The 25,502-nt window shown below is 62.9% G+C and carries 24 protein-coding genes; 17 read left to right on the top strand and 7 right to left on the bottom strand.

Translation table 11 applies throughout. The features are described from left to right. The first annotated feature begins 105 nt into the window (after positions 1 to 105). The 7 genes from ACXMYO_RS11250 to ACXMYO_RS11220 all read left to right on the top strand — a co-directional run bounded on the left by ACXMYO_RS11250 (position 106) and on the right by ACXMYO_RS11220 (position 7,708). Positions 106 to 522, top strand: coding sequence for a hypothetical protein (locus ACXMYO_RS11250; RefSeq protein ID WP_115853836.1), 417 nt, complete (start codon positions 106 to 108; stop codon positions 520 to 522). Positions 523 to 662: 140 nt separating this feature from the next. Beyond that, the gene (locus ACXMYO_RS11245; protein ID WP_457808785.1) at positions 663 to 2,042 is read left to right on the top strand and encodes a GntP family permease; all 1,380 of its coding nucleotides are present in this window, start codon (positions 663 to 665) and stop codon (positions 2,040 to 2,042) included. An 11-nt stretch (positions 2,043 to 2,053) separates the two neighbouring features. Further along, positions 2,054 to 2,824, top strand: coding sequence for a glucose 1-dehydrogenase (locus tag ACXMYO_RS11240; protein WP_438764722.1), 771 nt, complete (start codon positions 2,054 to 2,056; stop codon positions 2,822 to 2,824). A gap of 75 nt (positions 2,825 to 2,899) precedes the next feature. Next, positions 2,900 to 3,916, top strand: coding sequence for an L-idonate 5-dehydrogenase (locus ACXMYO_RS11235; RefSeq protein ID WP_457808784.1), 1,017 nt, complete (start codon positions 2,900 to 2,902; stop codon positions 3,914 to 3,916). Between the two features lie 37 nt (positions 3,917 to 3,953). Next, positions 3,954 to 4,922, top strand: a complete 969-nt coding sequence (locus ACXMYO_RS11230) for a C-terminal binding protein (RefSeq protein ID WP_457808783.1) — start codon at positions 3,954 to 3,956, stop codon at positions 4,920 to 4,922. 188 nt (positions 4,923 to 5,110) lie between these two features. Beyond that, positions 5,111 to 6,097 (top strand): aldo/keto reductase, encoded by a 987-nt coding sequence (locus ACXMYO_RS11225; RefSeq protein ID WP_457808782.1) that lies wholly within the window; start codon positions 5,111 to 5,113, stop codon positions 6,095 to 6,097. Between the two features lie 228 nt (positions 6,098 to 6,325). Beyond that, entirely contained in the window at positions 6,326 to 7,708 is a 1,383-nt protein-coding gene (locus tag ACXMYO_RS11220) for a GntP family permease (RefSeq protein WP_457808781.1), read from the top strand. A gap of 68 nt (positions 7,709 to 7,776) precedes the next feature. On the opposite strand, the gene ACXMYO_RS11215 is transcribed toward ACXMYO_RS11220, so the two are convergent. From ACXMYO_RS11215 to ACXMYO_RS11200, 4 genes are all read right to left on the bottom strand, one after another. After that, positions 7,777 to 8,808: a DUF3618 domain-containing protein gene (locus tag ACXMYO_RS11215; RefSeq protein WP_438764713.1), complete on the bottom strand. Its 1,032-nt coding sequence runs from the start codon at positions 8,806 to 8,808 to the stop codon at positions 7,777 to 7,779. Next, entirely contained in the window at positions 8,805 to 9,278 is a 474-nt protein-coding gene (locus ACXMYO_RS11210) for a phage holin family protein (RefSeq protein WP_457808780.1), read from the bottom strand. Before ACXMYO_RS11210 ends, ACXMYO_RS11215 begins: the two co-directional genes overlap by 4 nt. 72 nt (positions 9,279 to 9,350) lie before the next feature. Further along, entirely contained in the window at positions 9,351 to 9,809 is a 459-nt protein-coding gene (locus ACXMYO_RS11205) for a hypothetical protein (RefSeq protein WP_457808779.1), read from the bottom strand. Between the two features lie 345 nt (positions 9,810 to 10,154). Then, complete coding sequence (locus ACXMYO_RS11200; RefSeq protein ID WP_457808778.1) at positions 10,155 to 10,802, bottom strand: TetR family transcriptional regulator; 648 nt, start codon at positions 10,800 to 10,802, stop codon at positions 10,155 to 10,157. Positions 10,803 to 11,237: 435 nt separating this feature from the next. On the opposite strand from ACXMYO_RS11200, the gene ACXMYO_RS11195 reads away from it, so the two are divergent. The 10 genes from ACXMYO_RS11195 to copD all read left to right on the top strand — a co-directional run bounded on the left by ACXMYO_RS11195 (position 11,238) and on the right by copD (position 22,406). Further along, complete coding sequence (locus ACXMYO_RS11195) at positions 11,238 to 11,846, top strand: (2Fe-2S)-binding protein (RefSeq protein WP_457808777.1); 609 nt, start codon at positions 11,238 to 11,240, stop codon at positions 11,844 to 11,846. After that, positions 11,833 to 12,822, top strand: a complete 990-nt coding sequence (locus ACXMYO_RS11190; protein WP_457808776.1) for an FAD binding domain-containing protein — start codon at positions 11,833 to 11,835, stop codon at positions 12,820 to 12,822. Before ACXMYO_RS11195 ends, ACXMYO_RS11190 begins: the two co-directional genes overlap by 14 nt. A gap of 15 nt (positions 12,823 to 12,837) precedes the next feature. Further along, complete coding sequence (locus ACXMYO_RS11185) at positions 12,838 to 15,069, top strand: xanthine dehydrogenase family protein molybdopterin-binding subunit (RefSeq protein WP_457808775.1); 2,232 nt, start codon at positions 12,838 to 12,840, stop codon at positions 15,067 to 15,069. A gap of 322 nt (positions 15,070 to 15,391) precedes the next feature. After that, positions 15,392 to 16,069 carry a (2Fe-2S)-binding protein gene (locus ACXMYO_RS11180; protein WP_457808774.1) on the top strand — a complete coding sequence of 226 codons (678 nt, stop codon included), beginning with the start codon at positions 15,392 to 15,394 and terminating at the stop codon, positions 16,067 to 16,069. Next, entirely contained in the window at positions 16,069 to 17,052 is a 984-nt protein-coding gene (locus ACXMYO_RS11175; protein ID WP_457808773.1) for an FAD binding domain-containing protein, read from the top strand. The genes ACXMYO_RS11180 and ACXMYO_RS11175 overlap by 1 nt, the downstream gene beginning before the upstream one ends. 25 nt (positions 17,053 to 17,077) lie before the next feature. Continuing rightward, positions 17,078 to 19,294 (top strand): xanthine dehydrogenase family protein molybdopterin-binding subunit, encoded by a 2,217-nt coding sequence (locus tag ACXMYO_RS11170; protein WP_457808772.1) that lies wholly within the window; start codon positions 17,078 to 17,080, stop codon positions 19,292 to 19,294. A gap of 112 nt (positions 19,295 to 19,406) precedes the next feature. Beyond that, complete coding sequence (locus ACXMYO_RS11165) at positions 19,407 to 20,303, top strand: polysaccharide deacetylase family protein (protein ID WP_438764696.1); 897 nt, start codon at positions 19,407 to 19,409, stop codon at positions 20,301 to 20,303. Between the two features lie 17 nt (positions 20,304 to 20,320). Further along, the gene (locus ACXMYO_RS11160) at positions 20,321 to 21,034 is read left to right on the top strand and encodes an SDR family NAD(P)-dependent oxidoreductase (protein WP_457808771.1); all 714 of its coding nucleotides are present in this window, start codon (positions 20,321 to 20,323) and stop codon (positions 21,032 to 21,034) included. A gap of 119 nt (positions 21,035 to 21,153) precedes the next feature. Next, a complete protein-coding gene (copC, locus tag ACXMYO_RS11155; protein ID WP_438764692.1) occupies positions 21,154 to 21,519 on the top strand; it encodes a copper homeostasis periplasmic binding protein CopC in 366 nt (121 codons plus the stop codon). After that, the gene (gene copD, locus ACXMYO_RS11150; protein WP_457808770.1) at positions 21,516 to 22,406 is read left to right on the top strand and encodes a copper homeostasis membrane protein CopD; all 891 of its coding nucleotides are present in this window, start codon (positions 21,516 to 21,518) and stop codon (positions 22,404 to 22,406) included. Before copC ends, copD begins: the two co-directional genes overlap by 4 nt. Before the next feature lie 52 nt (positions 22,407 to 22,458). Here the strand turns inward: copD and ACXMYO_RS11145 are convergent, their stop codons facing one another. From ACXMYO_RS11145 to ACXMYO_RS11135, 3 genes are all read right to left on the bottom strand, one after another. After that, the gene (locus ACXMYO_RS11145) at positions 22,459 to 23,676 is read right to left on the bottom strand and encodes a GTP-binding protein (RefSeq protein WP_457808769.1); all 1,218 of its coding nucleotides are present in this window, start codon (positions 23,674 to 23,676) and stop codon (positions 22,459 to 22,461) included. A gap of 100 nt (positions 23,677 to 23,776) precedes the next feature. Next, a complete protein-coding gene (locus ACXMYO_RS11140; protein WP_457808768.1) occupies positions 23,777 to 24,898 on the bottom strand; it encodes a CobW family GTP-binding protein in 1,122 nt (373 codons plus the stop codon). A gap of 107 nt (positions 24,899 to 25,005) precedes the next feature. Further along, a complete protein-coding gene (locus ACXMYO_RS11135; RefSeq protein ID WP_457808767.1) occupies positions 25,006 to 25,455 on the bottom strand; it encodes a PACE efflux transporter in 450 nt (149 codons plus the stop codon). Between the last annotated feature and the right edge of the window lie 47 nt (positions 25,456 to 25,502).

Genomic DNA, 25,502 nt, shown 5'->3' with positions numbered 1-25,502 from the left:
CAAAGCGCATGACCGGCAGCAGACGGGTGCCTGGCAGACTTAACGTGTCCGGGTGGTGATGGTCTAATGACGGCCTTTCCCCCTTATCCTTCAAGCGAGGCAGTCATGGCCGGTCATCACGGCAACAATCAGGACCCCGGTGCCGCACTGGGGTTCATGGGACGACTCAGCGGCGCCATGGTCGCCCCGGTCGCGATCTATATGCTGCTGTGGCAGGTCGGAATGCGGCTGGTCAACGAGTACGCCGTCACCGGACAACAGGCGACAAGAATCAGCATTTTGTCGGTGGCCATCCCGGCGCTGGGCGTGCTGGCCTCGATCTTCATTGCCGGTCGTCGCTCCGGCGCCCTGATCGGCGGGGCGGTCATGATGCTTTTCTTTTTATACCTCTACGTCTCTTCGGCAGCGACGCTTGAGTGGGGGCCGCCGCTTCTGACCCTTCTGGGGGTCGGCATCGCCGCTGTGGTAGGTCGCTGGTGCCCGACGCTGGGCGAGGAGCTTTTCGACGCCCTGCAACGCTGACAGGCGATCGGTCTGTGCCGCTGTGACATTATCCTCTGGTCTATAGACTTAGGTCTGATTCCGGGGGGTGTCCCCTCCTGTAAGATGCCTCGGGCCGTAACGCTCGTTATCGGCAGGGGTTCGTTCAAGGGGATATAACAATGGATGGTTGGACACAGACAATGACGGCCGGCCCCCTGCTGGGGATTGCCGCGGCAGCCATCGCGGCGCTGCTGGTACTGGTCATTCGCTTCAAGCTGCACGCCTTTCTGGCCCTGATTCTGGTGAGTCTGATCACGGCCTTTGCCACCGGCATTCCGGTCAATCAGATCGTGCCGACGCTGGTCAACAACTTCGGCAAGACCCTAGGGGCGGTGGCGCTGCTGGTCGGCCTTGGCGCCATGCTGGGCCGGCTGGTCGAAAACTCCGGCGGTGCCCGTGTCCTGGCCGATCGCATGATCGAGCTGTTCGGCGAAAAGCGCGCGCCGCTGGCACTCGGCATGGCCTCGCTTTTAATGGGCTTTCCGATCTTTTTTGACGCCGGTTTGATCGTGATGCTGCCGATCGTCTTTGCCGTGGCGCGTCGCCTGGGCGGGCCGATCCTTTTGTACGCCATTCCCACGGCAGCGGCGTTTTCCGTCATGCACGTGTTCGTGCCGCCACACCCCGGCCCGGTAACGGCCGCCGAGCTTTACGGCGCCAATCTGGGTGTTTTGATGCTGGCCGGTCTCGTGATCGTTTTGCCCATGTGGTATCTCTCCGGCTATCTGTGGGGCAAGTTCTGTGCGAAGCACTACAGCTTCCAGCTGGCCGAAAGTTTCTTTGGCAAGGTTGACGATGACGAGATCAAAAACCCGCCGACGGTCGGCACGGTCATTGCCATGCTGCTGCTGCCGCTGGTACTGATCTTCATGAATACGGGTCTTGATTTCCTGCGTGCCGCCGGTATGGCCGACCCCGATCAGACCTGGTTTCAGATCCTGTCAACGCTGGGCAGTACGCCGATTGCGCTGTTGATCTCGGTGCTGGTGGCCACCATCGTGCTGGGCACGCGTCGCGGTGAAAACGGCAGTGCGATTGAAAAGATTCTGGAAAGCTCGCTGGGCCCGATCTGCTCGGTGGTGCTGATCACCGGTGCCGGCGGCATGTTCGGCGGCGTGCTGCGCGCCTCGGGTATCGGTGATGCGCTGGCGGATTCACTGGGCGATCTGGGCCTGCCGGTGATCGTGGCCGCCTATGTGGTGGCGGTAGCGATGCGTCTGGCCCAGGGCTCGGCCACCGTGGCGCTGGTCACGGCGGCCGGTCTCATGGCACCTGCCGTGGCGATGGGCGATTACAGCACCATGCAGGTCATTGCGGTGACGCTGGCAACGGCGGCAGGCTCGGTGTTTGCCGGCCATGTCAACGACTCGGGCTTCTGGCTGGTCGGGCGGTTGCTGGGCATGGACGTGCGCACCACGCTCAAGACCTGGACCGTTCAGCAGACCATCGAGTCCGTGGTCGGCTTCGTTCTTGCCTATATCATGTTCATTATTTTTTAAAGGAAGTTTCCATGGCGGTTAACCCGTTCGACATCAAGGGAAAACTGGCGCTGATTACCGGCTCCTCACGGGGTCTGGGCCATGCGCTGGCCCAGGGGCTTGCCGAGCAGGGCGCCCGCGTCATCATTCACGGGCGCAGTGAAGACACCGTCAATCAGGCCGTGCGTGCCATTGCTGATGCCACCGGCGCCGAGGCGTTCGGCGTGACCTTTGATGTCACCCGCAGTGACGACGTCAAAACGGCGCTGACCGAGCTGATCGAGACTCACGGCGTGCCGGAGATTCTGGTCAACAACGCCGGTCTCCAGCGCCGTGCGCCGTTTGCCGAGTTCGAGCCCAGCGACTGGGATGCGGTGATTGCCACCAATCTGTCCAGCACGTTTTATGTGGCCAACGCGCTGGCGCGCCACATGGCCGAGCGCGGCAACGGCAAGATCGTCAATATCGGCTCGGTCCAGTCAATGCTGGCCCGGCAGACCATTGCGCCCTACTCGGCCTCCAAGGGCGGTGTGGTGATGCTGACCAAGGGCATGGCGGCGGATCTGGCGCGCTTTAATATCCAGGTCAACTGCATCTCGCCGGGCTATTTCAAGACCGACATGAATACGGCGCTGTGGCAGGACGAAGCCTTTAACAGCTGGGTCGAGAATCGCACGCCGGCCCAGCGCTGGGGCAACGTTCAGGAGCTGGTCGGCACGCTGTTGTATCTGTGCTCGGACGCCTCAAGCTTTGTCTCGGGGCAGAACATCTTTGTGGATGGCGGCATGACCTCGGTGGTCTGAGTCTTCCCGACAGGGGCCGAAAGGCCCCTGTGCTGTCTGTGTATCCCTATTTTGTGCCTGCAACGGAGCATGACGATGAAAGCACTGGTCATTCATGGCAAACAGGACCTGCGCGAGCAGGAGTGGGCCACCCCCGAGCCGCAGGACGGCCAGGTGCGGGTTCGCATCGCCTGGGGCGGTATCTGTGGCTCCGATCTGCACTACTATCACGAAGGAGCCAACGGCGCCTTTGTCGTGCGCGAGCCGCTGATTCCGGGGCATGAACTCTCCGGTACCGTCGACCTGGACCCGTCCGGTGAGCTGGCCCCGGGCACGCCGGTGACCTTCCATCCGGCCACCTTCGGCGAAAGCCAGCCGGGCCTTGAAGAGCTGCCGCATCTGTGGCCGAAGGGCGCCTATCTGGGCTCGGCCTCCACGACGCCTCATACCCAGGGCGGCATGAGCGAATACCTGGTGGTCACGCGCGGCATGATTCGCGTACTGCCCGAAGGGCTCTCGCTCAAGCGCGCCGCGCTGACCGAGCCGCTGGCCGTGGCGTTGCACGGCATTAACGTGGCCGGCGGTGTGGAAGGCAAGCGGGTGCTGGTCTGCGGCGCCGGGCCGATCGGGCTTTTGACCGCGGCGGCAGCGCTTGCCAAGGGTGCCCGTGAAGTCACCGCCACCGACGTCTTTGAAGGCCCGCTCGAGCGCGCCCGCGGGCTCGGCGTGCATCACACCATTCGCATCGGCGAGCAGACCCCTGACGCTGAAGCCTATGATGTGGCGCTGGAATGCTCCGGCGTGCCGGCCTCGATCGATACCGCCATTCGCGCCGTGCGTCGGGCAGGCATCATCGCTCAGATCGGCATGATGGGCGCCGGCGCCCAGCCGCTGGAACTGGCCATGCTGATCTCCAAGGAAATCCAGCTGCGCGGCTGCTTCCGGTTCAATCAGGAAGTGGACGAGGCCATCGAGCTGCTGGCCCGCGATGAGCGCTTTGATCAGGTCATTACCCATGAAGTGCCGGCCGATCAGGCCATCGAGGCCTTTGCCACGGCGAAGGATGCCCAGGTCTCCGGCAAGGTGCTGGTGCGCCTCTGGCCGCAGGACTGACACGCACTGACGGATGCAGGCCGCGCAGGAGGGTGAGATGCACATTGTCATTACCGATTGTGATCACGAAAGCGTCGAGATCGAGCGCGAGTGTGTCGAGGCCGCCGGCGGTCGCCTGACGCTGTGTCAGGACGTCACGCCCGAGGGCATCATCCACAACGCGGCTGATGCTCAGGGGCTGATCGTGCAGTACGGCCGGATCACCGATGAGGTGCTTTCGGCGCTGCCTGAGCTGCGCGTGGTGTCGCGCTACGGCGTCGGGGTGGATACCGTCGATGTCGAGGCGGCCACCCGCCACGGTGTGGCAGTGTGCAACGTGCCGGACTATGGCACCGAGGCGGTCTCTGATCATGCGATCATGCTCTCGCTTGCCGTGCTGCGCGACGTAACCGGCCTTGATCGGCGCCTGCGTCAGGGGCAGCCGGCGCTGGGGCCGGCGCAGCCGATCTTTCAGCTGCGCGGTCGGCGCTTCGGCGTGATCGGTGCCGGCGCCATCGGCATGGCCACGGCGCGCAAGGCGGCCGGGCTGGGTTTTGAGGTGGTGCTCACTGATCCGCGCCTGACCCCCGGAGACACCACGGATGATGGCTGGGCGGTGGTGTCGCTTGAGGCGCTGCTGGCCACATCACAGGTGGTGTCGCTGCACCTGCCGCTGATCGAGCAGACGCATCACCTGATCGATGCCGGTGCGCTTGCCGCGATGCGTCGTGACGCCATTTTGATCAACACCGCGCGCGGCGGCGTGGTGGATACCGATGCGCTGGTCGAGGCGCTCGGGGCCGGGCAGATCTTCGGGGCCGGGCTTGACGTGCTCGAAGAGGAGCCGCTGGCCGTCGATCATCCGCTGACTCGATTCGAGCGGGTCATTCTCACCCCGCATGCCGGGTTTTACACCGAGGAGTCCTACGCCGAGCTCAAGACGCGCACGGCGCAAAACGCCATCGATGTCATCGCCGGCAGAAACCCGCGCAACATTCTCAACCCTGAGGTGCTGGCGCAATCCTGAGGTGCCGGGTCTGTATCCTGACAGCGGAGAAGCGCCCGGCGCTTCTCCGCTTTTTTATGCCCCTTGCCTATATCCCCCGCCAATGGCATCGATAGCTTGCCGGATGCGCAATCCTTGCCATGCTGTTAGCCGGCTATTTACATGGTGATCGGGTGAGTCGGTCGCCATTCCATCGAGGAGGGCACGTCATGGACTATCGCAATCTGGGCCGTACCGGGCTGAAGGTTTCGCCGCTTTGTCTGGGCACCATGACCTATGGCACGCCGCAGTGGCGCGACTGGGTGCTGGACGATAAGCAGAGCCGGCCCTTTATCGAGCAGGCGCTCAATGCCGGCATCAACTTTTTCGATACCGCCGACATGTACTCCGACGGCGCCTCGGAAGAGGTCGTGGGGCGCGCGCTGAGAGACTTTGCCCGCCGTGAAGAGGTGGTGCTGGCCACCAAGGTCTATAACCCCACCGGCAACAAAACGCCCAACGAGCAGGGGCTGTCGCGCAAGCACATCCATCACGCCATCGACGCCTCGCTCACGCGACTGGGCATGGACTATGTCGATCTCTATCAGACCCATCGCTGGGACTACGACACCCCCATCGAGGAGACGATGGAGGCGCTGCACGAGGTCGTGAAATCCGGCAAGGCGCGCTATATCGGGGCCTCCAGCATGCACGCCTGGCAGTTTGCCAAAGCCCAGCACGTGGCGGAGAAAAACGGTTGGACAAAATTTTCCACCATGCAGCCGATGGTTAATCTCATCTATCGCGAGGAAGAGCGCGAGATGATTCCGCAGTGCATCGATCAGGGCGTGGGCGTGATTCCCTGGAGTCCGCTGGCGCGCGGCATTCTGGCCGGCAGCAAGGCCGTGAATGGTGAAGGACAGACCACCCGCGCCAAAAGCGATGAGCAGATGCGGGCCTGGAATCTCGGCCTTGAGCGCGACACCCCGGTGATCGAGGCGCTTCATGAGGTCGCCGGCGCACGTGGTGTGTCGCCGGCTCAGGTGGCACTGGCCTGGCTTTTGCAAAAGCCGGGGATCACGGCGCCGATTGTGGGGGCCAGCAAGTCCCATCACATGGATCAGGCCCTGGGGGCGCTCGAGATCACGCTGAGCGAGGCCGAAGTCGAGCAGCTCGAGGCACCCTACGTGCCGCATGAGGTGGTCGGGTTCGTATAAAAACACGCGCGCCCTGGTGCGCCACCCGTTGAAAAGCCCCGGCATCTGCCGGGGCTTTTGCGTGAAAGCCATGTTGAATCAATCAAATACGCGAAAGGGTTTGGCAGTGGCCGTTTGTGTCCCTAGACTTTTTGCCGGTTGAAGGGCCGAGACATGCGTTGATGCCCGGATCATTAAAATATCGAACAACACCCGAGCAACGCCCGGGGCAGCCATCAGGGAGAGAGGATGGAAAACTGGAGTCAGACCATGTCGGCAGGGCCACTGCTGGGGATCGCGGCCGGTGCGATCGCAGTCCTTTTGCTCATGGTGATCAAGTTCAGGGTGCATGCCTTTGTCACCCTGATTCTCGTCAGTCTGTTAACCGCCTTTGCCGCCGGTATTCCCGTTGATCGGATCGTGCCGACGCTTGTGAACAATTTCGGCAGCACGCTGGGCTCGGTGGCCCTTCTGATCGGGCTGGGGGCGATGCTGGGCAAGCTGGTGGAGTCCTCCGGCGGCGCCAAGGTGCTGGCCGATCGCATGATCGCAATCTTTGGTGAAAAGCGCGCCCCCTTTGCGCTCGGCGTGGCGTCACTACTGATGGGGTTTCCGATTTTCATGGATGCCGGCCTGATCGTGATGCTGCCGGTCATCTTTGCCATCGCCAAACGCCTCAACGGCCCGATCATCCCCTTTGCACTGCCGGCCGCGGCGGCCTTTTCGGTCATGCACGTGTTCGTACCGCCCCACCCCGGGCCGGTGGCGGCGTCTGAACTGTACGGCGCCAATTTGGGCCTGGTGATGCTGACCGGGGTGCTGATCGCCTTTCCGCTGTGGTATCTGTCGGGCTATCTGTGGAGCCGGTTTGCCGCCTCGCGCATTACGCTTGAACAGGTGGCCGGCGGCATGTTCGGGGACAGCAGCGATGAGGAGGTCACCAATCCGCCGTCGATCGGGGCGGTGCTTGCCATGCTGCTGCTGCCGATGGCACTGATTTTTATGAACACCGGGCTGGATTTTCTGCGCGCGGCCGGCATGGTCGACAGCGATGCCGGCTGGTTCAAGCTCTGTTCGGCACTGGGCGAGACGCCGATCGCGCTTTTGATCTCGGTGCTGGTGGCGCTGTGGGTGCTGGGCGGTCGCCGCGGCAAGTCGGGTACGGCGCTTGAGAAGGTGCTGGATTCGGCACTGGGGCCGATCTGCTCGGTGGTACTGATTACCGGTGCCGGCGGCATGTTCGGCGGTGTGCTGCGCGCCTCGGGCATTGGCGATGCGCTGTCGGGCTCGCTGGAAAACTTGGGCCTGTCGGTCATCATGGCCGCCTATGTGGTGGCGGTACTGATGCGCGTGGCCCAGGGCTCGGCCACCGTGGCGCTGGTCACCGCGGCAGGGTTGATGGCGCCGGCCGTGGAAGCCGGCGATTTCTCGACCATGCAGGTGGTGGCCATCACGCTGGCCACGGCCGCCGGCTCGGTGTTTGCCAGCCACGTCAACGACTCCGGTTTCTGGCTGGTCGGGCGGCTCATGGGCATGGATGTCAAAACCACGCTCAAGGTCTGGACCACCCAGCAGACGCTGGAATCCGTGCTGGGCTTTGCGATGGCCTGGGTCGTTTTCGTGCTGTTCTAGCACGCCCGCTATGGACCAAAAAAAAACGACGCCCTCGGGCGTCGTTTTTCGTGCGTCACATCAGCGTATCAGCTGCCGGGGCGGGTGTTGCCCGGTACATGATCCGTGGAAGTGGTGCTGCCAAAGCGCGGCTCGGTATTGCTGCTGTCCGAAGACGACTGACCGCGGCTGTCCGAAGACGACGCGGTGCGATCGCCCGAATCGTTGTCATCGCCACTATGCTTTTCGGTGGCCTCCTGCGCTTTTTCGCTGGCACGCTCCATCTGCTCCGAGCCCATTTCGCTGGCACGATCGACCAGCTGGTCACGGGTGTCGCCCATGGCGCGCTGTTCGGCACGCGAGGTGGGCAGAAGCGAACCCAGCAGGGCGCCGGCCGCCAGGCCGAGTGCGCCGGTCGCAACCGGATTGTCGTGCGCCAGATCGCTCAGCCATGAACCGGTTTCACGTGCTTTGGAAGACGCATCGTGAAGGCGATCGCTGGAACCCTGTTTCATGCGCTGCATCCTGTCTCCAGCACCGCTTTTCATGTTGTGTGCCCGTTCGCCGGCCCCGTCCTTCATGCTGCGCGCCTTGTCACCGGCGCCGTGCAGAGCGTCACCGGCGCGCTGGCGCAGGCTGTCATCGCTGCCGCTTGAGGTGCGTCCCTGACGGTGTTGATCGATGGAGTCACCTTCGCTGTAAAGCGGCTCATCAAAGAGCGGCTCGTCGTAGATCTCGTCATATTCGTGGGTCTGCGGCTGCGTTTGCGCGGCCGCATGACGGGCCTTTTTCTGGCGCTTGTCGTTGAAGCGACTCGGCACATCGCCATGACCCGAGTTTGACGAGTTGCTGGAGTAGATCAGCCAGCCGATGCCCACGCCGATCAGGGCAGCCGGCATCGGGTTGTCACGTACCGAACGCCCCAGGTTGGAGAAGTAATCCCGGGCGGAATCGCTTTTTACGTATTCCATGGCGCTGCTCATCATGTGATCAGACGAGAAGCGCTCCTGGAAATCGCTGAGCGTGTCATCCAGATGAGAGCGGGTCTTGTTGATGTCCGCCTCGATCTCTTCGGGACTGCGTGTGTCCTGCTGGTCCTGATTCTGGTCGTGATCGCTCATTGCTTGTTCTCCTCTTCCTTGTGGCTTCCGGCATGTTCCTTGAGCATGGACTGATCACGCTGCAGGCTGTCGACGGTACGATCCGGCGTCATGGCCTGGGTGCTCAGCGTGTCGCGGGCCTTTTTCATCATGCTCATGCCGATGATGGCGACAATGGCGCCCACGATCAGGGCCGACAGCCACAGATCGATGACCTGACCCAGGCCAATGACAGCAGCGGCCAGCAGCACCAGAAGTCCGGCATTGAGGACAGCGCCTGCCACGACCATGGCGCCGATGGCGGCACCGGCGCGCTTGATGTTTTGCTGCATCTCGGCCTTGCCGAGTGCGATCTCCTGGCGTACCAGCGAAGTGACATCGTTGAGCAGCGAGGAGAGCATCCCCACCATGCCGCGCGGCTCGTCGCCGCCTTGTTCGGCGTGTCGGCGCTCGTCGATGCTGGGGTCCTTGTGACCTGAAGGTTGTGTCATGATCAAACGCTCCCTGTTGATTCGAACACTAAAGATGAAATGCCTGTCAGACGGTTTGCAGCAGGGGCGTCATCAGCGATTGGAGCTTTTCAGAAAACGCGACAGCAAAAAGCCGCCCGCGACCATGCCACCGATAAACAGTGCCGGCTCGCGACGGGAAAAATCCTGCACCTCTTTCAAAAGCGATTCGCTTTTTTCATCACGCAGATGATCGGCCAGGGTGTCGGTTCTATCCGCCAGGCGATAGGTGTAATCGGCAAGCGACACCTGGTCCTGATCCTTGAACTGCATGGCCATGCTGCGCACGGCTTCGGAGAAGTTCGAGATATAGTCGGCCACAAACCCCTTCTGGCTGTCGGCCCGACGCAGGGCTTCTTCACGTGCCTGATCGGCTGTTTCGCGAGCCTTTTGCTGCGCCTGCTCCCTGTTCTGCTGTGCCTTGTCGCTGCCCTGTGAGCCGCCATTGCCGGTGCTGGTATTGTTTTGCTGGCGGTTATCGCCATGCATGAAACGGTCATCCGTGTCGTTCATGATGTGCACCCTGAAGCCAATAAATTAACCTGAGTTAGTAAGTGCCGAAGCGTGCCGGATCTTTTCACGTCTCGTTCGACATCCACACTGAAACAGTAGATTGGAAGGGCCGTACGTCAAGGAAATTGAAGGATTATAAATTCAGGAAGTGGCGTAAATATTTGTTATGACTGGCTTAAAGATGATGCAGGTTAATAACGAAGTGGGGGCAGGTTTCAAACGCCAGAAACTGCGCCGTCATGCGCTCTGGCGTCGAAAAAGACGGGCAGTATTTATAATGAAAAATCGATGTAAAATTTCTGAAATAAAGGAAAGAGGGTATTGCCGGAGTGTGATAAAGCCCTGTCAGGAAACAGGGCCATGATGCCAGATCACGATGCTTTCAAGCAGGGTGCTGACGACCCTTTCACTGTCGTCGGCCAGTTCGAAAGGCGTTTGTTTCAATAGCCAGTCGGTCACCACGCCCTTGATACATGACAGCAGCATCGAGGCTGCCATGGCCGGGGTCAGATCGTTTCGCAGGGCAATCTCGCCGCAATCCACGCCGCGCTGCAGCGTCTGGCTGATCATGTCGCGACACTCCTGCATGTGCAGGTCCAGCTGGTCGTTGACCCAGGCAAACTCGCCGATGAACTCGTTGCGTGACGAGGTCAGCATCAAAATGCGTTGAAGCCGGCTGTCGCGTGACAGTGACTCAAGGTCCTGCACCAGCGTCAGGCGCATGATGGTAACGGGGGCGTGAGCGAGCTGCTCGCACTGCGCCAGATGAGCGGCCAGGCGTTCGGTCATCTGGCGCTTGCGCTCCAGAAGGGCCGCCAGAATGCTGGTCTTGCCTTCCGGGAAATGCCAGTTCAGCGCGCCGCGAGTGACGCCGGCACGCGTTGCGATATCGTTGTGCGTGGTGCGGCTGAGGCCTTTCTCGATAAAAAGATGCTCGGCGGCATTCATCAGCGACTGACGCGTCAGTTCCGCTTCTTCCTTGGTCTTTCTCATGGACGTCGTCTCGACGTTAAACCTGTCGTAAAGGGAGCATTGCCGCGCGGACAGGGCGTTTCACGCAGGCGAGCGCACAATAATGCATACATGCGCGATTGTATATTTAAGACCGGCGATGATGAATAGATCGTTGGTCTCTGGCACGAATTTCAGCGTTTGAGCATGGTAGCGGCAGACGCGGCCCTTGCGGCTTCCCGCAATGCCGGGTTGATGAGGGCAAATTCGTTACCTACCTTATAATCTCCTGACAGCAAGTTATAAGGCCCATGGCAACGCATCATGGCGCCACGACCGCCCTCCACGGAGGCTGGTCACGAACATGAAGCATCGATCCGATACCAATAAAACGTGACTCAGCGTCCGCCACGTCGGGCACTGAAGCGATCGCGACCGATACGAGACCGTACAAGACTACAGATGAGGACCTGACTCATGGCACCTGTTATCCGTCATTCGACGGGCGTGGGGTTTTGTACCCCCGGCGCCCAGGCTGAAATCGCCGAACGTCCCAGTGCCGCCTCCGGCAAGACATCCGATACCCGCCGCATCACCCTGACCGTCAACGGGCAGCAACACGATCTGCAGGTGGCACCCAATGCCGTGCTGCTGGATGTGTTGCGTGAAGAACTGGGCCTTTTCGGCACCAAAAAGGGCTGTGATCACGGCCAGTGCGGCGCGTGCACCGTTCACGTCAACGGACGCAGCGTCAACAGCTGCCTGATGCTGGCCTGCATGCAGGAAGGCGCCGAAATCGTCACCATCGAAGGACTGGCCGAAAGTGCCGGCTTCGAGCAGGGCCATCATCCGGTGCAGGAAGCCTTTCTGGCCCATGATGCCTACCAGTGCGGCTACTGCACGGCCGGTCAGATGATGACCGCGGCGGCCGTCATCAGCGATGACAGCATCGATGGTGACGAGACCTCGCTGCGCGAAGCGCTCAGCGGCAACATCTGCCGCTGCGGTGCCTATAAAAATATTCTCGATGCGGTACAAAGTGCCCGCGGCAAGATGCGGGGAGGGGAGCAAGATGCGTCAGTTTGAACTTGAAAGCGTCGAGGCCATCGATCAGGCCGTCAGCCATCGCAGCGTCCATGAGGGTCAGGCCTTCATCGCCGGCGGCACCACGCTGCTGGATCTGGTCAAGCTTGACGTCATGCAGCCCGAAAAGGTGGTGGATGTCACCCGGCTGCCGCTCAAGCGTATCGAGACGCTCGATGACGGTCGCCTCAAGGTAGGCGCGCTGGTCTCCAATACCGAGCTTGCCAAACACGAGATCGTGCTGCGCGACTATCCGGTACTCAGCGAGGCGCTGCTTTCGGGGGCCTCGACCGGCCTTCGCAACATGGCCTCCACCGGCGGCAACGTCATGCAGCGCACCCGCTGCCCCTATTTCCGCGACCCGGCCATGCCGTGCAACAAGCGTGAGCCGGGCACGGGCTGTTCGGCCATTGACGGCATCAACCGCAACCACGCCGTGCTGGGCACCAGCGAGCAGTGTATCGCCACGCATCCTTCCGACATGTGTGTCGGCATGGTCGCCGCCGGCGCCACACTGGTGCTGGAAGGCCCCGATGGCCAGCGTGAAGTGGCCTTTGAGGACTATCACCTGCTGCCGGGGGACACCCCCGAGCGCGAGCACGATCTGAAACCGGGCGAGCTGATTACCCACGTGATTCTGGATGCCCCGCGCGGTGGCGGTCAGCACTACCTCAAGCTGCGCGATCGCGCCTCCTACGAGTTTGCGCTCGCCTCCTGTGCAGCGATTGTCAATCTGGATGGCGACACCGTCAGCGAGGTACGCGTTGCACTCGGCGGGGTGGCGACCAAACCCTGGCGCGCCACGGCCGCCGAAGCCGCCCTCAAGGGGCAGTCGGCCACGCAGGAAAGCTTCGAGCGTGCGGCCGAGGCGGCCTTTGCCGATGCCGTGGCCTACAGCCACAACGGCTACAAGATCACGCTGGGCAAGCAGGCTGTTGTGCGTGCGCTCAGAGACGCCACCGCCGCCGCCCGCGCCTGATCACGGAGAGATCACATGACCACCGATACCGGAAAGACCCGCGAACATAATCTGAGCGCTGAAAAGCCGCGCATTGACGGCACGCTCAAGCTCACCGGCGGCGCCGACTACACCGCCGACCGTAATCTGCCCAACCAGACCTACGGCTATCCGGTCACCAGCACGATCACCAAGGGCCGGCTGGTGTCGCTGGAACTCGATGAGGCGCTGGCCATGCCGGGCGTGCTGGATATCTTCCATCACGACAACTTCGACAAGCTCAGCCGTTCGCCCAACAGCTTCGCCGAAGAAAACCTGACCAGCGAACCGCGTCTGCCGTTTGAAGACAACGAGATTCACTATCAGGGGCAATATATTGCGCTGGTGGTCGCTGACACCTTCAATCACGCTCGCGCAGCGGCACTGAAGGTCAAGGCCAACTATGAGCACGATGATGATTTCCTGACCGATATCAAGGCGCTGGATCGCGGTGAGGGCGAACTGCCCGGCGAAGAGCAGCCGGGAGACGCCTCCTCGCTGGGCGATGCCGACAGCGCCCTGAAAGGCGCGGCCGTTTCGATCGATCAGCGCTACTCAATTGCCCAGGAAAACCACAGCGTCATGGAGATGCACGCCTCCGTTGCGCAGTGGGAAAACGATATGCTGACCATCTATGAGTCCTCTCAGGGCGTGGTCTTTCAGCGCAACGCGCTGTCGAAAATATTTGGCATCCCGCCCGAGAAAGTGACGGTCATCTCGCACTTTATCGGCTCCGGCTTTGGCGGCAAGCTCTTCATGTGGCCGCACGCCATCATGACGGCCGTGGCGGCCCGTCGGCTGGGACGCCCGGTCAAGACGGTGCTGTCGCGTCAGCAGGAATACCTGGCCACCGGCTATCGCCCGACCTCGCTGCAGCGCATTCGCATCGGGGCCGACGACAGCGGCAAACTGTTGTCCATCCATCACGATGGCTGCAACGAAAGCTCGCCGGCCGGCAAGCATGACGATACCGTCAGCGGCGCCACACCCAAGATGTATAACTGCGACAACGTGGCCGTCACCAACCGGCTGATCGACGTCAACAAGTGCCCGCCGTGCCCCATGCGTGCCCCCGGCGAGTCTTCCGGCAATTTCGCACTGGAAACCGCGCTGGATGAGCTGGCAGTCAAGCTCGAGATGGACCCGCTGGCGCTGCGAAAGAAAAACTTTGCCGACAAGGATCCGGCTTCCGGCCTGCCCTGGTCGAGTAATCACCTTCAGGAGTGCTGGGACAACGCGGCCAAACGCTTTGGCTGGGACAAGCGCAACGCCACGCCCGGTGCGATGACGGATGGTGACGAGATCATCGGCTACGGTATGGCGACCCAGAGCTGGGAGGCGATGCGCCAGCACTGCAGTGCGCGCTTTGGTTTCCGCTCTGATGGCTCACTGCTGGTGGCCTGCGGTACGCAGGATATCGGCACCGGTACCTACACCATCGTTGCGCAAACGGCCAGCGAGCTGACCGGTGTGCCCATCGAGATGATCGATGTGCGGCTGGGCGATTCCTCGCTGCCCTCCGGTCCGCTCTCGGGTGGCTCCTTTGCCACGTCTACCGTGCTGCCCGCGGTCTCAGCGGCCTTTGACGAGGCGCTGTCGCAGCTCAAGTCGCTGGCGACGGCTGAAGGCGGTGTATTCGAAAACGTCGATCCCGAGAACATCGAGTTTCAGGGTGGCAGGCTGGTACAGGGCGATCGCAGCGTCGAAGTCACCCAGCTGCTCAAGGACAACCAGCTGGGGCTGGTCGACGCCGAGGCTTCTGCCCAGCCAGGTGACGAGCAGAACCAGTACAGCTTCCGCTCCTTCGGTGCCGTGTTCGTTGAAATCCGCTGGGATCCGGGCATCTCGCGCCTGCGCGTCGCGCGCGTGGTCTCGACCATCGATATCGGTCGCGCCATCAACCCGATGACGGCGCGCAACCAGGTCGAGGGCGGCATTGTCATGGGCATGGGCATGGGCATGTTCGAACAGTCCGAGTTCGATCACAACGGCTATCCCTACAACAACAATCTGGCGGACTACATCGTGCCGGTAAATGCCGATATGCCGGATATTGATGTCGAGCTGCTCGACTATCCCGACTATCACCACAACGCGTTCGGCGCCCGTGGTGTGGGTGAGATCGGCCTGACGGGTGTGGCAGCTGCCATCTCCAATGCGGTCTATAACGCCACCGGCAAGCGCATGCGCGATATGCCGATCTCGATCGAAAAGCTGCTGTCCGCCTGATTTCGGACCCGTTTTTTTGATGCGCCAGGGCCGGTCTTCACATGAAGGCCGGCCCTTTTGGTTGGTGCTGTTTGAAGGCGTTTGACACATTCCTTTAAAAGCGCTGAAAACGGCCGTGATGGACTGGCAATTCCCCCGACCCCGGTCCAGGCTTGAATCGTTTGCCGGCAAACGAGTTGCCCGGCAGTGACTACTATTCCCCACGATTTCAGAGCGCCTCAAGGCGCCATCATCGGCGGCTGGCACCGTCGATACCCACACCGACCGTGATGACACAGGGCGTGAAAGCACCTGCGTGCCCTGATGCAATGAGGAGTGACACATGAGTGATCACCGCAAGGGTGATGGATCGGGCGTTGAAACCTTTGATGCCCGTTCACCTTCCAGACGACGTTTTCTCAAGACCATGGGCGCTTCCGGCCTGGCCGCCGCCACGGCGCCGGCCTGGGCGCAGATTGCCCAGGCCAGCCAGGCGCAGAGCGAGCCCGTCGAGCCACGCGACGACGGCGCGCCCGCCGAGGGCGAGCAGCAGGTCCGGCTGACCGTCAACGGCGTCGAGCACACCCTGAACGTCAAGCCCAATGCGGTACTGCTTGATGTATTGCGCGACCGTCTGGAGCTGACCGGCACCAAAAAGGGCTGCGACCAGGGCCAGTGCGGCGCCTGTACGCTGCTGGTCAACGACACGGCGGTCAATTCCTGCCTGTCGCTGGCCGTCTCTCACGATGGTGACGAGATCACCACCATCGAAGGGCTTTCAAGCGGTGATGAGCTGCATCCGGTGCAGGCCGCCTTCTGGGAACATGATGCCTACCAGTGTGGCTACTGCACCTCGGGGCAGATCATGAGTGCCGTCGCCATTCTCAACGATGACAACATCGGCAGTGATGATGCATCAATCCGCGAGGCGATGAGCGGCAATATCTGTCGCTGCGGCGCCTATAAAAACATTCTGGCTGCCGTGCAGGATGCCCGCGGCAGAATGGAGGGAGCGAGCTGATGCGCGAATTCGACTATGCACGCGCCGACAGCCCCCGCCAGGCGGTGTCGACCCACGGCGCGAACGAGCAGGCGGCCTATCTGGCCGGCGGCACCACGCTGCTGGATCTGGTCAAGATCGACATCATGCGCCCGGAGCAGGTGGTCGACATCAACCGGCTTGATCTTAAAAGGATCGAGACGCTTGACGACGGGCGAGTGCGCATCGGCGCGCTGGTGACCAACACCGCGCTGGCCCGCGATGAGCGAATTACGCGGGACTATGCCGTGCTCAGCGAGGCGCTGCTGTCCGGGGCCACCACGCAGCTGCGCAACAAGGCCACCACCGCCGGCAACGTCATGCAGCGCGTGCGCTGCCCGTACTTTCGCGATGGCGTGTCGAACTGCAACAAGCGCGAGCCGGGCTCGGGCTGTGCCGCCATCGAGGGCCATAACCGCTCGGTGCACGCCGTGCTCGGCACCAGCGAGCACTGTATCGCCACCCATCCCTCGGACATGTGCGTGGCGATGGCCGCGATCGGTGCCACGGTCACCGTCGAAGGCCCCGAGGGCCAGCGCGATATCGACTTTCTCGACTTCCACCTGCTGCCCGGCGACACCCCCGAGCGCGAACATGATCTCAAACCCGGCGAGCTGATCACCCACGTGACGCTGGACGCGCCGCTCGACAGCAGCCGCTCACACTATCTCAAGCTGCGTGATCGCGCCTCCTATCAGTTTGCACTCGCCTCGAGCGCCGTGATCGTTCGCCTGGACGGCGACACCATCGTGGAGGCCCGCGTAGCCCTGGGGGGCGTGGGGACCAAACCCTGGCGCGCTTTCGAGGCCGAAGCGGCGCTCAAGGGGCAGGCCCTCGGCGAGGCAAGCTTTGAGCGCGCCGCCGAAATCGCCATGCAGGGCGCCACGCCCTACGCCCACAACGCCTTCAAGATTCCGCTGGGCCGACAGGCCATCGTGCGCAATCTCACCACCCTGACCGCCTGAAGGCGCGACCAGACAGGAGCACGTCATGAGTGACAGCATTATTGGCGCCGGTCCGAAGCGTATCGACGGCCAGCGCAAGGTGACCGGCACCGCGCTCTACGCCGCCGATCATCACCCCGACAACATGGCCTATGGCTACGGGGTGTTCAGCACCATCGCCCGCGGCAGTGTCACGGGGCTGGACCTGGACGCAGCGCGACAGTCCCCCGGGGTGATCGATATCTTTCATCACGATCACTTTCCCGATCTGCACCGCTCGCCGGCCTCCATGGCCCAGGGCAACAAGGTCGAAGAGACCCGCCTGCCGTTCGAGGACAACCAGGTCCACTACGAGGGCCAGTTCGTGGCGCTGGTGGTGGCCGACACCTTTGAAAACGCCCGCGCCGCGGCACGAAAGGTAGAGGTCAGCTACCAACGCGATGACGCCATCGCCAATCTGGATCAGGGTGTGAAGGCCCACGGCACGACATCCGGCAGCGGCAATCACGAGCGGGGTGACGCACCGGCAAACTTCGACGGCGCCGCCCACAGCATCGATGTGACCTACACCACACCGGTCGAAACCCACAACCCGATGGAGATGCACGCCTCCGTGGCGAGCTGGGAGGGCGATCGCCTGACCATTGTTGAGTCCTCCCAGGGGGTGGTACAGCAGCGCAACGCGCTGGCGAAAATCTTCGGCATTCCCCAGGGGCATGTCCGGGTCGAATCGCCGTTTATCGGCTCGGGCTTTGGCGCCAAGCTCTGGATGTGGCCGCACGCGGTGGCAGCGTCTGCCGCGGCGCGCGAAACCGGCCGCCCGGTGCAGCTGGTGGTGCCGCGCCAGCAGATGTTCACCACCACCGGCCATCGCCCGGAAACGCGCCAGCGCCTGCGCCTGGCCACTGACGACAACGGCCGACTGGTATCGCTGCGTCACGAATCGATCAACACGACCTCGTTTACCGATCAGTACGTCGAAACCTGCGGCAGCGTGACCAAAAGCCTCTATTCCTGCCCGAACCTGACGGTCAGCCACGACACCACACAGGTCAATCGCGGCACGCCCACTTCGATGCGCGCCCCGGGCGCGGCACCGGGGCTGTTTGCGCTGGAGTCGGCGATCGATGAGATGGCGCATGCCGCCGGGGTCGATCCGCTCGAGTTTCGCATGAACAACTACGCCGACCGGGACGAAAGCCAGGATCTGGACTTTTCCAGCAACCACATTCGCGAGGCCACGGAAAAGGCCGCCGAGACATTCGGCTGGCATGATCGCAACCCGGAAGTCGGCTCGATGCGAGACGGTCACGAGATCGTCGGCTACGGCATGGCGGCGTGCAACTGGGAGGCGATCAAGCGCGAGTGCGAAGCGCGGGTCTCCCTGCGCGCTGACGGCACGGCCTATGTCACCTGTGCCACCCAGGACATCGGCACCGGCACCTACACCATCATTGCCCAGGCGGTCAGCGATCTTACCGGCCTGCCGCTGGAGAAAATTACCGTGCGGCTGGGGGATACCAGCTATCCGGAAGGCCCGGTCTCCGGGGGCTCCTGGGTCACGGCCACCACGCTGCCGGCGGTGGCCGCCGCCACGCGCGAGGCGATCGAGGAGCTCAAGGGCTACGCCACCAGCGACAAGGGCGATTTTTCCGACGCCGACAGCGACAGCCTCGAATTCGAGGACGGTCAGCTCACGCACAACGGGCAACGCGTGAACTACGTCGACGTGCTCAAGGGCCAGAAGCTGGCCAGCGCCGACGGTCACGCCCACACCCAGGGCGCCGATGATCGCTACTCCTATCGCTCGTTTGGCGCACACTTTGTCGAGGTGCGCTGGGACCCGGGTATCTCGAGTCTGCGCGTTGCCCGCGTGGTCAGCGCCATCGATGTCGGGCGCGTGATCAACTCGATGACGGCGCGCAACCAGGTCGAGGGGGCGATCGTCATGGGCCTTGGCATGGCGCATTTCGAGGCCACCGAATATGACGCGCGTAACGCCCGGCCGGTGAACAACGACTATGCCGAGTACGTGGTGCCGGTGCATGCCGATCAGCCGCCGGAGGTCGATGTGATTCTGCTCGACTATCCTGATCTCGAATTCAACGAATTCGGTGCCCGCGGGATCGGCGAAATCGGGATTACCGGCATGGCCGCGGCGGTGGCCAACGCGGTGTATCACGCCACCGGTAAGCGCGTCCGGGACCTGCCGATCTTCAAGGAGAAGCTGATGGACAACATTCCGGCCGTGCAATCGGCCTGAGGTGTCCGCTCTCCTTGCCGTGCCGGCGCCCGACAGGGCGCCGGCTTTTTAATGTTCAAGCAGGGGCCGGGCCGTCGCGCCGTGGAACCATTTTCATCGACAGGAGCGTTGCATGACACTGAACAACCTGCGCCATCACGAGCGCTTTGCCTATCGCCCGATCACCGACCGCGACGACTTTCGCTGGCCCGGCGATACGCGTCTGGCCGTCTATGTGGGCGTCAATCTGGAACATTTCGCCTTTGGCGAGGGGCGCGGCCCGGGTATTGCGCCGCCGGCACCGGAAGGCGAGCCGGATGTGCTCAACTACGCCTGGCGCGAATACGGCAACCGGGTGGGGGCATGGCGCTTTCTGGAGATGCTCGAGGCACTGTCGCTGCCGGCCGGTGTGATCGCCAATACCTCGATTCTTGATCACTGCCCCGAGCTGCTGGAGGCCTTCATGGCCCGCGGCGACGAGCTGATCGGCCACGGCCATACCAACGCCGAGCGCCAGGGGCAGCTCTCTCTCAGTGATGAAGCCGCGCTGATCCATCGCTGTCGTGAGCGTCTGGCGAACCACTTCGGCAAGGCGCCCGAGGGCTGGCTCTCGCCCTGGATTTCGGAAAGCGAGCGCACCCCGGATCTTTTGCAGGAGGCCGGGTTCGCCTACACGCTCAACTGGTCACACGATGACCGCCCTACAGCCATGCGCACCCGTCACGGCAGCCTGCTGTCGATTCCCTATCCGCAGGAATTGAACGACATTCCGACCATCTCGACGCATCGGGTCAGCATGAACGAGTTTGCCACCATGATGCGCGATCAGTTTTTCGAGCTGCTCGAGCAGTCTCGCCACCAGCCGCTGGTCATGGGCATTGCCCTGCACCCCTGGCTGACCGGTCAGCCCTTCCGGCTGCGGCTGCTGCGCAAGGTGCTTGGTGATCTGGCCGGTCATCGCGAGGCCGAGGGCGTCTGGTGGACCACGCCCGGCGCGATTGCCCGCCACGTGGCCAAACAAAACGTCTGATGCCGGAGTGCCCATCGATGAATGACGAAAACCAGTCGCCCCGCGTGGCGATGATATCGGGGGCCAATCGCGGCATCGGTGCCGCGATTGCCCGGCATCTCAAGCAAAATGGCTGGCAGCTGAGTCTGGGCGTGCGCCGGCCCGATGAGATCGACCCGACGCTGACCGGCGAGCAGGTGTTGGTCCATCCCTACGATGCGGCCACCGATGCCTTCGACCAGGCCTGGGTCGATGCCACGGTGGCGCGCTTCGGGCGTCTGGATGCGTTGATCAACAACGCCGGCATCATGATCCCCAAAACGGTGATCGAGGCCGAGGACGCCGATATCGACGCGATTTTCGACATCAACGTCAAGGCGCCGCTGCGACTGGCCCGCGCGGCCTGGCCGCATCTGAAGGCCACAGGCGCCGGGCGCGTGGTGTCAGTGGTGTCGCTGTCCGGCCATCGGGTCAAGAGCGCGCGCTCCGGGCTCTACTCGATGAGCAAGTTTGCCGCCCTTGCGCTGTCGCATGCGCTGCGCAAGGAGGGCTGGGAGGACGGCGTGCGCGCCACGGCGCTGTGTCCGGGGCTGGTGGCCACCGATATGGGCGAGTCGGTCGGCAACATTCCGCCCGAGCAGATGACGCAACCCGAGGACCTGGCCCGGCTGGTGGCGATGGCGCTCGACATGCCCAACACGGCAAGCCTTGCCGAGCTCAACGTCAACGCCTCACTGGATGACTACTACTGAGGCAGTCGGTCACTTTGCCCGGCCGGGCATTGCAGCGACAATGGGCCTGCAAGGGCAGCCGCACGGCGACTGCCCGTTCATTTCAGCCTGCCCGGCAGGCCCCGTGACTGGAGACAATGATGAAAACCGCTCTGCGCTGGATGGCCCCCCTGTTTCTGGCCGCACTGCTGGGCAGCACTCAGGCGCTGGCCCATGCCCACCTCAAGGACGCCACGCCCGGTGAAAAGGCGAGCGTTTCTGACCCGCACGAGATCCGCCTGACCTTCAGCGAAGGCCTTGAGCTGGCCTTCAGCGAGATTGACGTTGTGGGCACCAGCGGCGATTCGGTCACCCTCGATGAGGCCCGGCTTCAGGATGGCGGCCGGACGCTGGTGGTCCCGATCGGGGAGTCGCTGGAGCGCGGCAGCTACGATGTTCACTGGCACGTGCTCTCGGTCGATGGTCACAAGACGCAGGGACAGTACCGCTTTGACGTTTCGCCGTGATCGAGCCGGCCACGGCGCTGCTGGCCGGTCGGCTTGTCTTTAACGTGGCCGCACTCCTGCTCTGGGGCGGGAGTGCCTGTCTGCTGCTGATCAATGATCAGGCGCTGCGCGAACTGCTCTGGCAGCGGCTGCGCCCATGGGGCGCTGGAGCATCGATACTGGCCGGGCTTGCTACTCTGGCGGCGCTGCCGACGCTGACTGCCTCGATCGGCGGCGGCTGGGAAGACGCACTCGATAGGCACATGCTGATGCTGGTGGCCACCAAAACCGTGGTGGGCAGCGCCTGGATCTGGCAGCTGGCATCCACCGTGACGCTGGCGGTGGTGCTTATCGTGCCCGCGCATCAGCGGCCGGCGAGTGTCGGCATCGCCTCGGCGCTGATGCTGGCCACGCTCACCGTCTCGGGCCATACCGCCATGCACGACGGCGCGGTCGGCATACTGCATCGCCTCAACGACTGGTGCCATCTGCTTACCGGCGGCTTCTGGCTGGGGGCGCTGGCGCCGGTGGTACTGCTGCTGGGGCAGTTGAGTCAGCCGTCAATGCGCCCGGCAGCCATTCAGGCGCTGATCCGCTTTTCCAGCGTCGGGCATCTGGCGGTGGCGGGGGTTGTGCTGACAGGCATCATGAACACCTGGCTGTTGGTCGGCGCACTGCCGCTCGATGGTGACGTGCTCTATCAGCGCGCGCTGTGGCTCAAGGTAGCGCTGGTGGGGCTTTTGATCATGATGGCCGTGTTCAATCGCTATCGACTGGTGCCCCGGCTTTCCCGGGATGCAGGCGCCCTGTTTTTGTTGCGCCGGGTGTCCATGGTGGAAATCGCCGTGCTGCTCGGCGTGGTCGCGCTGGTGGCCTGGTTCGGTACCCTCCCGCCCGGCCACGGCTGATCTGCCTGCCCGCACACGAGCGGTGCTGCGTGTGCGAGCAAGGCAGGGCGTCTCAGGCCCATGCGGGGAAGGGGTCGCGCAGCCCGGCGGTGGCTTCAGGCATCGGCCTGTCGAGCGGCAGGTCGATCAGGCAGTTCTCCAGCGCCGAGCGGATGGCGTGCTCGTCCATGTGCTGACCGACAAAGACCAGCTCGTTACGGCGGTCGCCGTACTGCGCGTCCCAGTAGCTTGCCATGGCGTCGCGCCACTGCGGGTCATCCGGCCAGCGTGATTTCGGCATGCCGGCCCACCAGTAGCCGTAGCGCTCGGTGCGAATAAAGGCGCCGGCTTGGCTCATCACGGCCACATGATCCGGGCGGGTGGCGAGCCAGAACAACCCCTTGGCGCGGACCACGCCCGCCCAGCAGTCGCCGTCCTTGATGAAATCATCCAGACGCTGCGGATCAAAGGGGCGCCGGGCGCGGAACACGAAGCTTTTGATGCCGTACTCCTCGGTTTCCGGCACGTGGCTGTCGAAATCGTTGAGTTCGCGATACCACAGCGGGTGCTGGCGCGAGCGCTCGGGGTCATAAAGCCGGGTATCGAGCAGCGTTTCGATGGCCACCTCGGCGTAGTCGGTTTCTATGACATCGGCGCCGGCGTTGAGACTTTGAAGGATCTCGCGCACCGCGATCTGCGTGGCAGGCGCTGTGTCACTGATCTTGTTGAGGATGATGCGATCGGCGAATTCGATCTGATCGACCATCAGATCCACCAGCGTGCGGGCATCCGCCTCGCCGTTGATCTCGCCGCGGTCCTTGAGAAACTCGGTCGAGGCGTAGTCCCTGAGCAGGCTGGCGGCATCGACCACCGTGATCAAGGCGTCAATCCGGGCCACATCAGAAAGTGAAAAGCCGGCCTCGTCGCGAAACTCGAACGTGGTCGCCACCGGCAGCGGCTCCGAAATGCCGGTGGATTCGATCACCAGCGCGTCATAGCGGCCCTCGCATGCCAGGCGGCTGACTTCCTTGATCAGATCGCCGCGCAGGGTGCAGCAGATGCAGCCGTTGGTCATCTCCACCAGGCGCTCTTCGGTGTGCGACAGGTGGCTGTCACCGCCGCGAACCAGGTCGGCATCGATATTGACCTCCGACATGTCGTTGACGATCACCGCCACCCGGCGGCCCTCACGGTTGGCCAGAAGCCGGTTGAGCAGGGTGGTCTTGCCCGCGCCCAGAAAGCCGGAAAGGATGGTGACCGGGAGCCGGGTGTCTGAAGCTGGTGTGGTCATGGCGTTGTCTCGCAATGATATATCGTAACGCTAACAGGCAGGACTGACATCCGAACAGGCCCGTCACGCGGTATCTGGCGGGCCTGTCGGTGATGGTGCCTCAGGCGTCGAGAAAGTCTTCCAGAGTGGTGGCCAGGGTTTCGCGCGGAATGTCGCGGGTAATGAACACCAGCCGTGACAAGCGCACGCCGCCCGGCCACGCTTCAAGCTCGACCGGCGGATGAAACAGATGCTGCACCCCGTGAATCACCAGCGGGCGGTCACGGCCCTCGATATCGAGCATGCCCTTGATGCGCAGCATGTCGTGGCCCATGAGGCTGGTGATCAGCGATAGCCACGCCTCCAGCCGCGCGGCTTTAATGGGGCGTTCGAACACGAAGCAATGCGCGCGGATGTGATCGTCGTGGCGGTTGGGGTCGGGGACGGGCGCGGCAGGCGTCATGCCGGCGTGCACCTCGGCGCTGTCGACTCGGGCAAACATCGCACCCGGAGAGAGCGTGGGCGAATGCGCCGCCGGGTCCTGTTCTGCGGCCTGGCCCAGCCAGCGCTTGATGTCGTCGCTGCGCGCTTCCATGTCCTCCGGTCCCAGGCCCAGCAGGGCATCGGCCTCGATATGGCCGTGATCGAGCAGCTGCTGGGTGGCGCCCGGGTTGATCACCGCCAGACGCTGGCGCAGCGCGTTGAGCTGATCTTCATCGGCCACGTCCTGCTTGGTGATCAGCAACATATCCGCCATGGCGGCCTGACGCAGCGCTTCCTCGTGGCGATCCAGCGTCGTGCTGCCGCTGGCGGCGTCCATGACGGTGACAATGCCATCAAGGGCGTAGTGGCGCGCGACTTTTGCCTCGGTCATCAGGGTATGCACGATGGGCGCCGGGTCGGCCAGCCCTGTGGTCTCGATGATCAGACGGTCGAACTGGCGCTGCCCCTCGCGGGAAAAGCGCCATACCGCGTCCCGGAGCGTACGGGCCAGGTCGGTGCGAATCGAGCAGCAGATACAGCCGTTGCTCAGCTCGATCTGTTCGCCGTCGGTGCTGGCGGAAAAAAGCTCGTGATCCAGCCCGATCTCGCCGAACTCGTTGATGATGACCAGCGCGCGCGACATGGCGGGCTGCTGTACGAGATGGTTGAGCAGGGTGGTCTTGCCGCTGCCCAGAAACCCGGTCAGGAGAGTCACGGGAATGCGTCGTGCAAGCGTCGATGGAGTGTCGAGATAGGACATGTCATTGCCTGAAGGAAACAGTGGGCGGCCGGCGCCGACGCCCAATATTGTTACTTTATAACATTTTCGTCAATCATCCCTGTCCGGCGCCAACCGCTGGCGACGGCTCAGGTTGGCGTCGTCGGCGTCTCAGCGCGCCCGGCACTGTCCGGAATCGGGAAGACCACGTCGTAGATCCAGTTGAAAACAAAGGCATACACCACATAAAACAGTGCCAGCGAGGTGACCAGCGGGGCGGCCTGACCCAGCGTCTGGCCCAGATAGAGCGCGATCAGCGGCAGCAATACGCAGATCAGGCCCAGCTCAAAGCAGATGGCATGCACCACGCGCATGATCACGGTCTTGTGCACATGGCCGCGCAGGCGCTTGAGGGCGTGATCCACCCCCAGGTTGTAGACGTAGTTCCAGATTGTGGCGACCACGGCACTGATGATGACGACCATGCCCATATGGGTCGTGTCCAGCGAGAAGAGCAGATGGCCCAGCGGGATGACGATCAAAAGGCCGACGATTTCAAACATCAGCGTGTGGCGAATGCGATCAAGGGTAGTGCGCATGGTGTCGAGCTTCCGGGAAATGTTGTGGCGCACTATCATTCATGAAA

The sequence above is a fragment of the Kushneria sp. EE4 genome (assembly GCF_977968315.1).
The sequence above is the reverse complement of the archived record's forward strand: the minus strand, read 5'-3'. Positions and strand labels throughout refer to the sequence as shown.

Bases quoted from the DNA above. Each gene is read 5' to 3' on its own strand.
- ACXMYO_RS11225 (WP_457808782.1), top strand. From the start codon at position 5,111: ATGGACTATCGCAATCTGGGCCGTACCGGGCTGAAGGTTTCGCCGCTT.
- ACXMYO_RS11205 (WP_457808779.1), bottom strand. From the start codon at position 9,809: ATGAACGACACGGATGACCGTTTCATGCATGGCGATAACCGCCAGCAA.
- ACXMYO_RS11140 (WP_457808768.1), bottom strand. From the start codon at position 24,898: ATGTCCTATCTCGACACTCCATCGACGCTTGCACGACGCATTCCCGTG.
- ACXMYO_RS11160 (WP_457808771.1), top strand. From the start codon at position 20,321: ATGAATGACGAAAACCAGTCGCCCCGCGTGGCGATGATATCGGGGGCC.
- ACXMYO_RS11165 (WP_438764696.1), top strand. From the start codon at position 19,407: ATGACACTGAACAACCTGCGCCATCACGAGCGCTTTGCCTATCGCCCG.
- ACXMYO_RS11185 (WP_457808775.1), top strand. From the start codon at position 12,838: ATGACCACCGATACCGGAAAGACCCGCGAACATAATCTGAGCGCTGAA.
- ACXMYO_RS11170 (WP_457808772.1), top strand. From the start codon at position 17,078: ATGAGTGACAGCATTATTGGCGCCGGTCCGAAGCGTATCGACGGCCAG.
- ACXMYO_RS11145 (WP_457808769.1), bottom strand. From the start codon at position 23,676: ATGACCACACCAGCTTCAGACACCCGGCTCCCGGTCACCATCCTTTCC.
- ACXMYO_RS11235 (WP_457808784.1), top strand. From the start codon at position 2,900: ATGAAAGCACTGGTCATTCATGGCAAACAGGACCTGCGCGAGCAGGAG.
- ACXMYO_RS11190 (WP_457808776.1), top strand. From the start codon at position 11,833: ATGCGTCAGTTTGAACTTGAAAGCGTCGAGGCCATCGATCAGGCCGTC.
- ACXMYO_RS11215 (WP_438764713.1), bottom strand. From the start codon at position 8,808: ATGAGCGATCACGACCAGAATCAGGACCAGCAGGACACACGCAGTCCC.
- ACXMYO_RS11195 (WP_457808777.1), top strand. From the start codon at position 11,238: ATGGCACCTGTTATCCGTCATTCGACGGGCGTGGGGTTTTGTACCCCC.
- copC (WP_438764692.1), top strand. From the start codon at position 21,154: ATGAAAACCGCTCTGCGCTGGATGGCCCCCCTGTTTCTGGCCGCACTG.
- ACXMYO_RS11180 (WP_457808774.1), top strand. From the start codon at position 15,392: ATGAGTGATCACCGCAAGGGTGATGGATCGGGCGTTGAAACCTTTGAT.
- ACXMYO_RS11175 (WP_457808773.1), top strand. From the start codon at position 16,069: ATGCGCGAATTCGACTATGCACGCGCCGACAGCCCCCGCCAGGCGGTG.
- ACXMYO_RS11135 (WP_457808767.1), bottom strand. From the start codon at position 25,455: ATGCGCACTACCCTTGATCGCATTCGCCACACGCTGATGTTTGAAATC.
- ACXMYO_RS11200 (WP_457808778.1), bottom strand. From the start codon at position 10,802: ATGAGAAAGACCAAGGAAGAAGCGGAACTGACGCGTCAGTCGCTGATG.
- ACXMYO_RS11250 (WP_115853836.1), top strand. From the start codon at position 106: ATGGCCGGTCATCACGGCAACAATCAGGACCCCGGTGCCGCACTGGGG.
- ACXMYO_RS11220 (WP_457808781.1), top strand. From the start codon at position 6,326: ATGGAAAACTGGAGTCAGACCATGTCGGCAGGGCCACTGCTGGGGATC.
- ACXMYO_RS11245 (WP_457808785.1), top strand. From the start codon at position 663: ATGGATGGTTGGACACAGACAATGACGGCCGGCCCCCTGCTGGGGATT.
- ACXMYO_RS11240 (WP_438764722.1), top strand. From the start codon at position 2,054: ATGGCGGTTAACCCGTTCGACATCAAGGGAAAACTGGCGCTGATTACC.
- ACXMYO_RS11210 (WP_457808780.1), bottom strand. From the start codon at position 9,278: ATGACACAACCTTCAGGTCACAAGGACCCCAGCATCGACGAGCGCCGA.
- ACXMYO_RS11230 (WP_457808783.1), top strand. From the start codon at position 3,954: ATGCACATTGTCATTACCGATTGTGATCACGAAAGCGTCGAGATCGAG.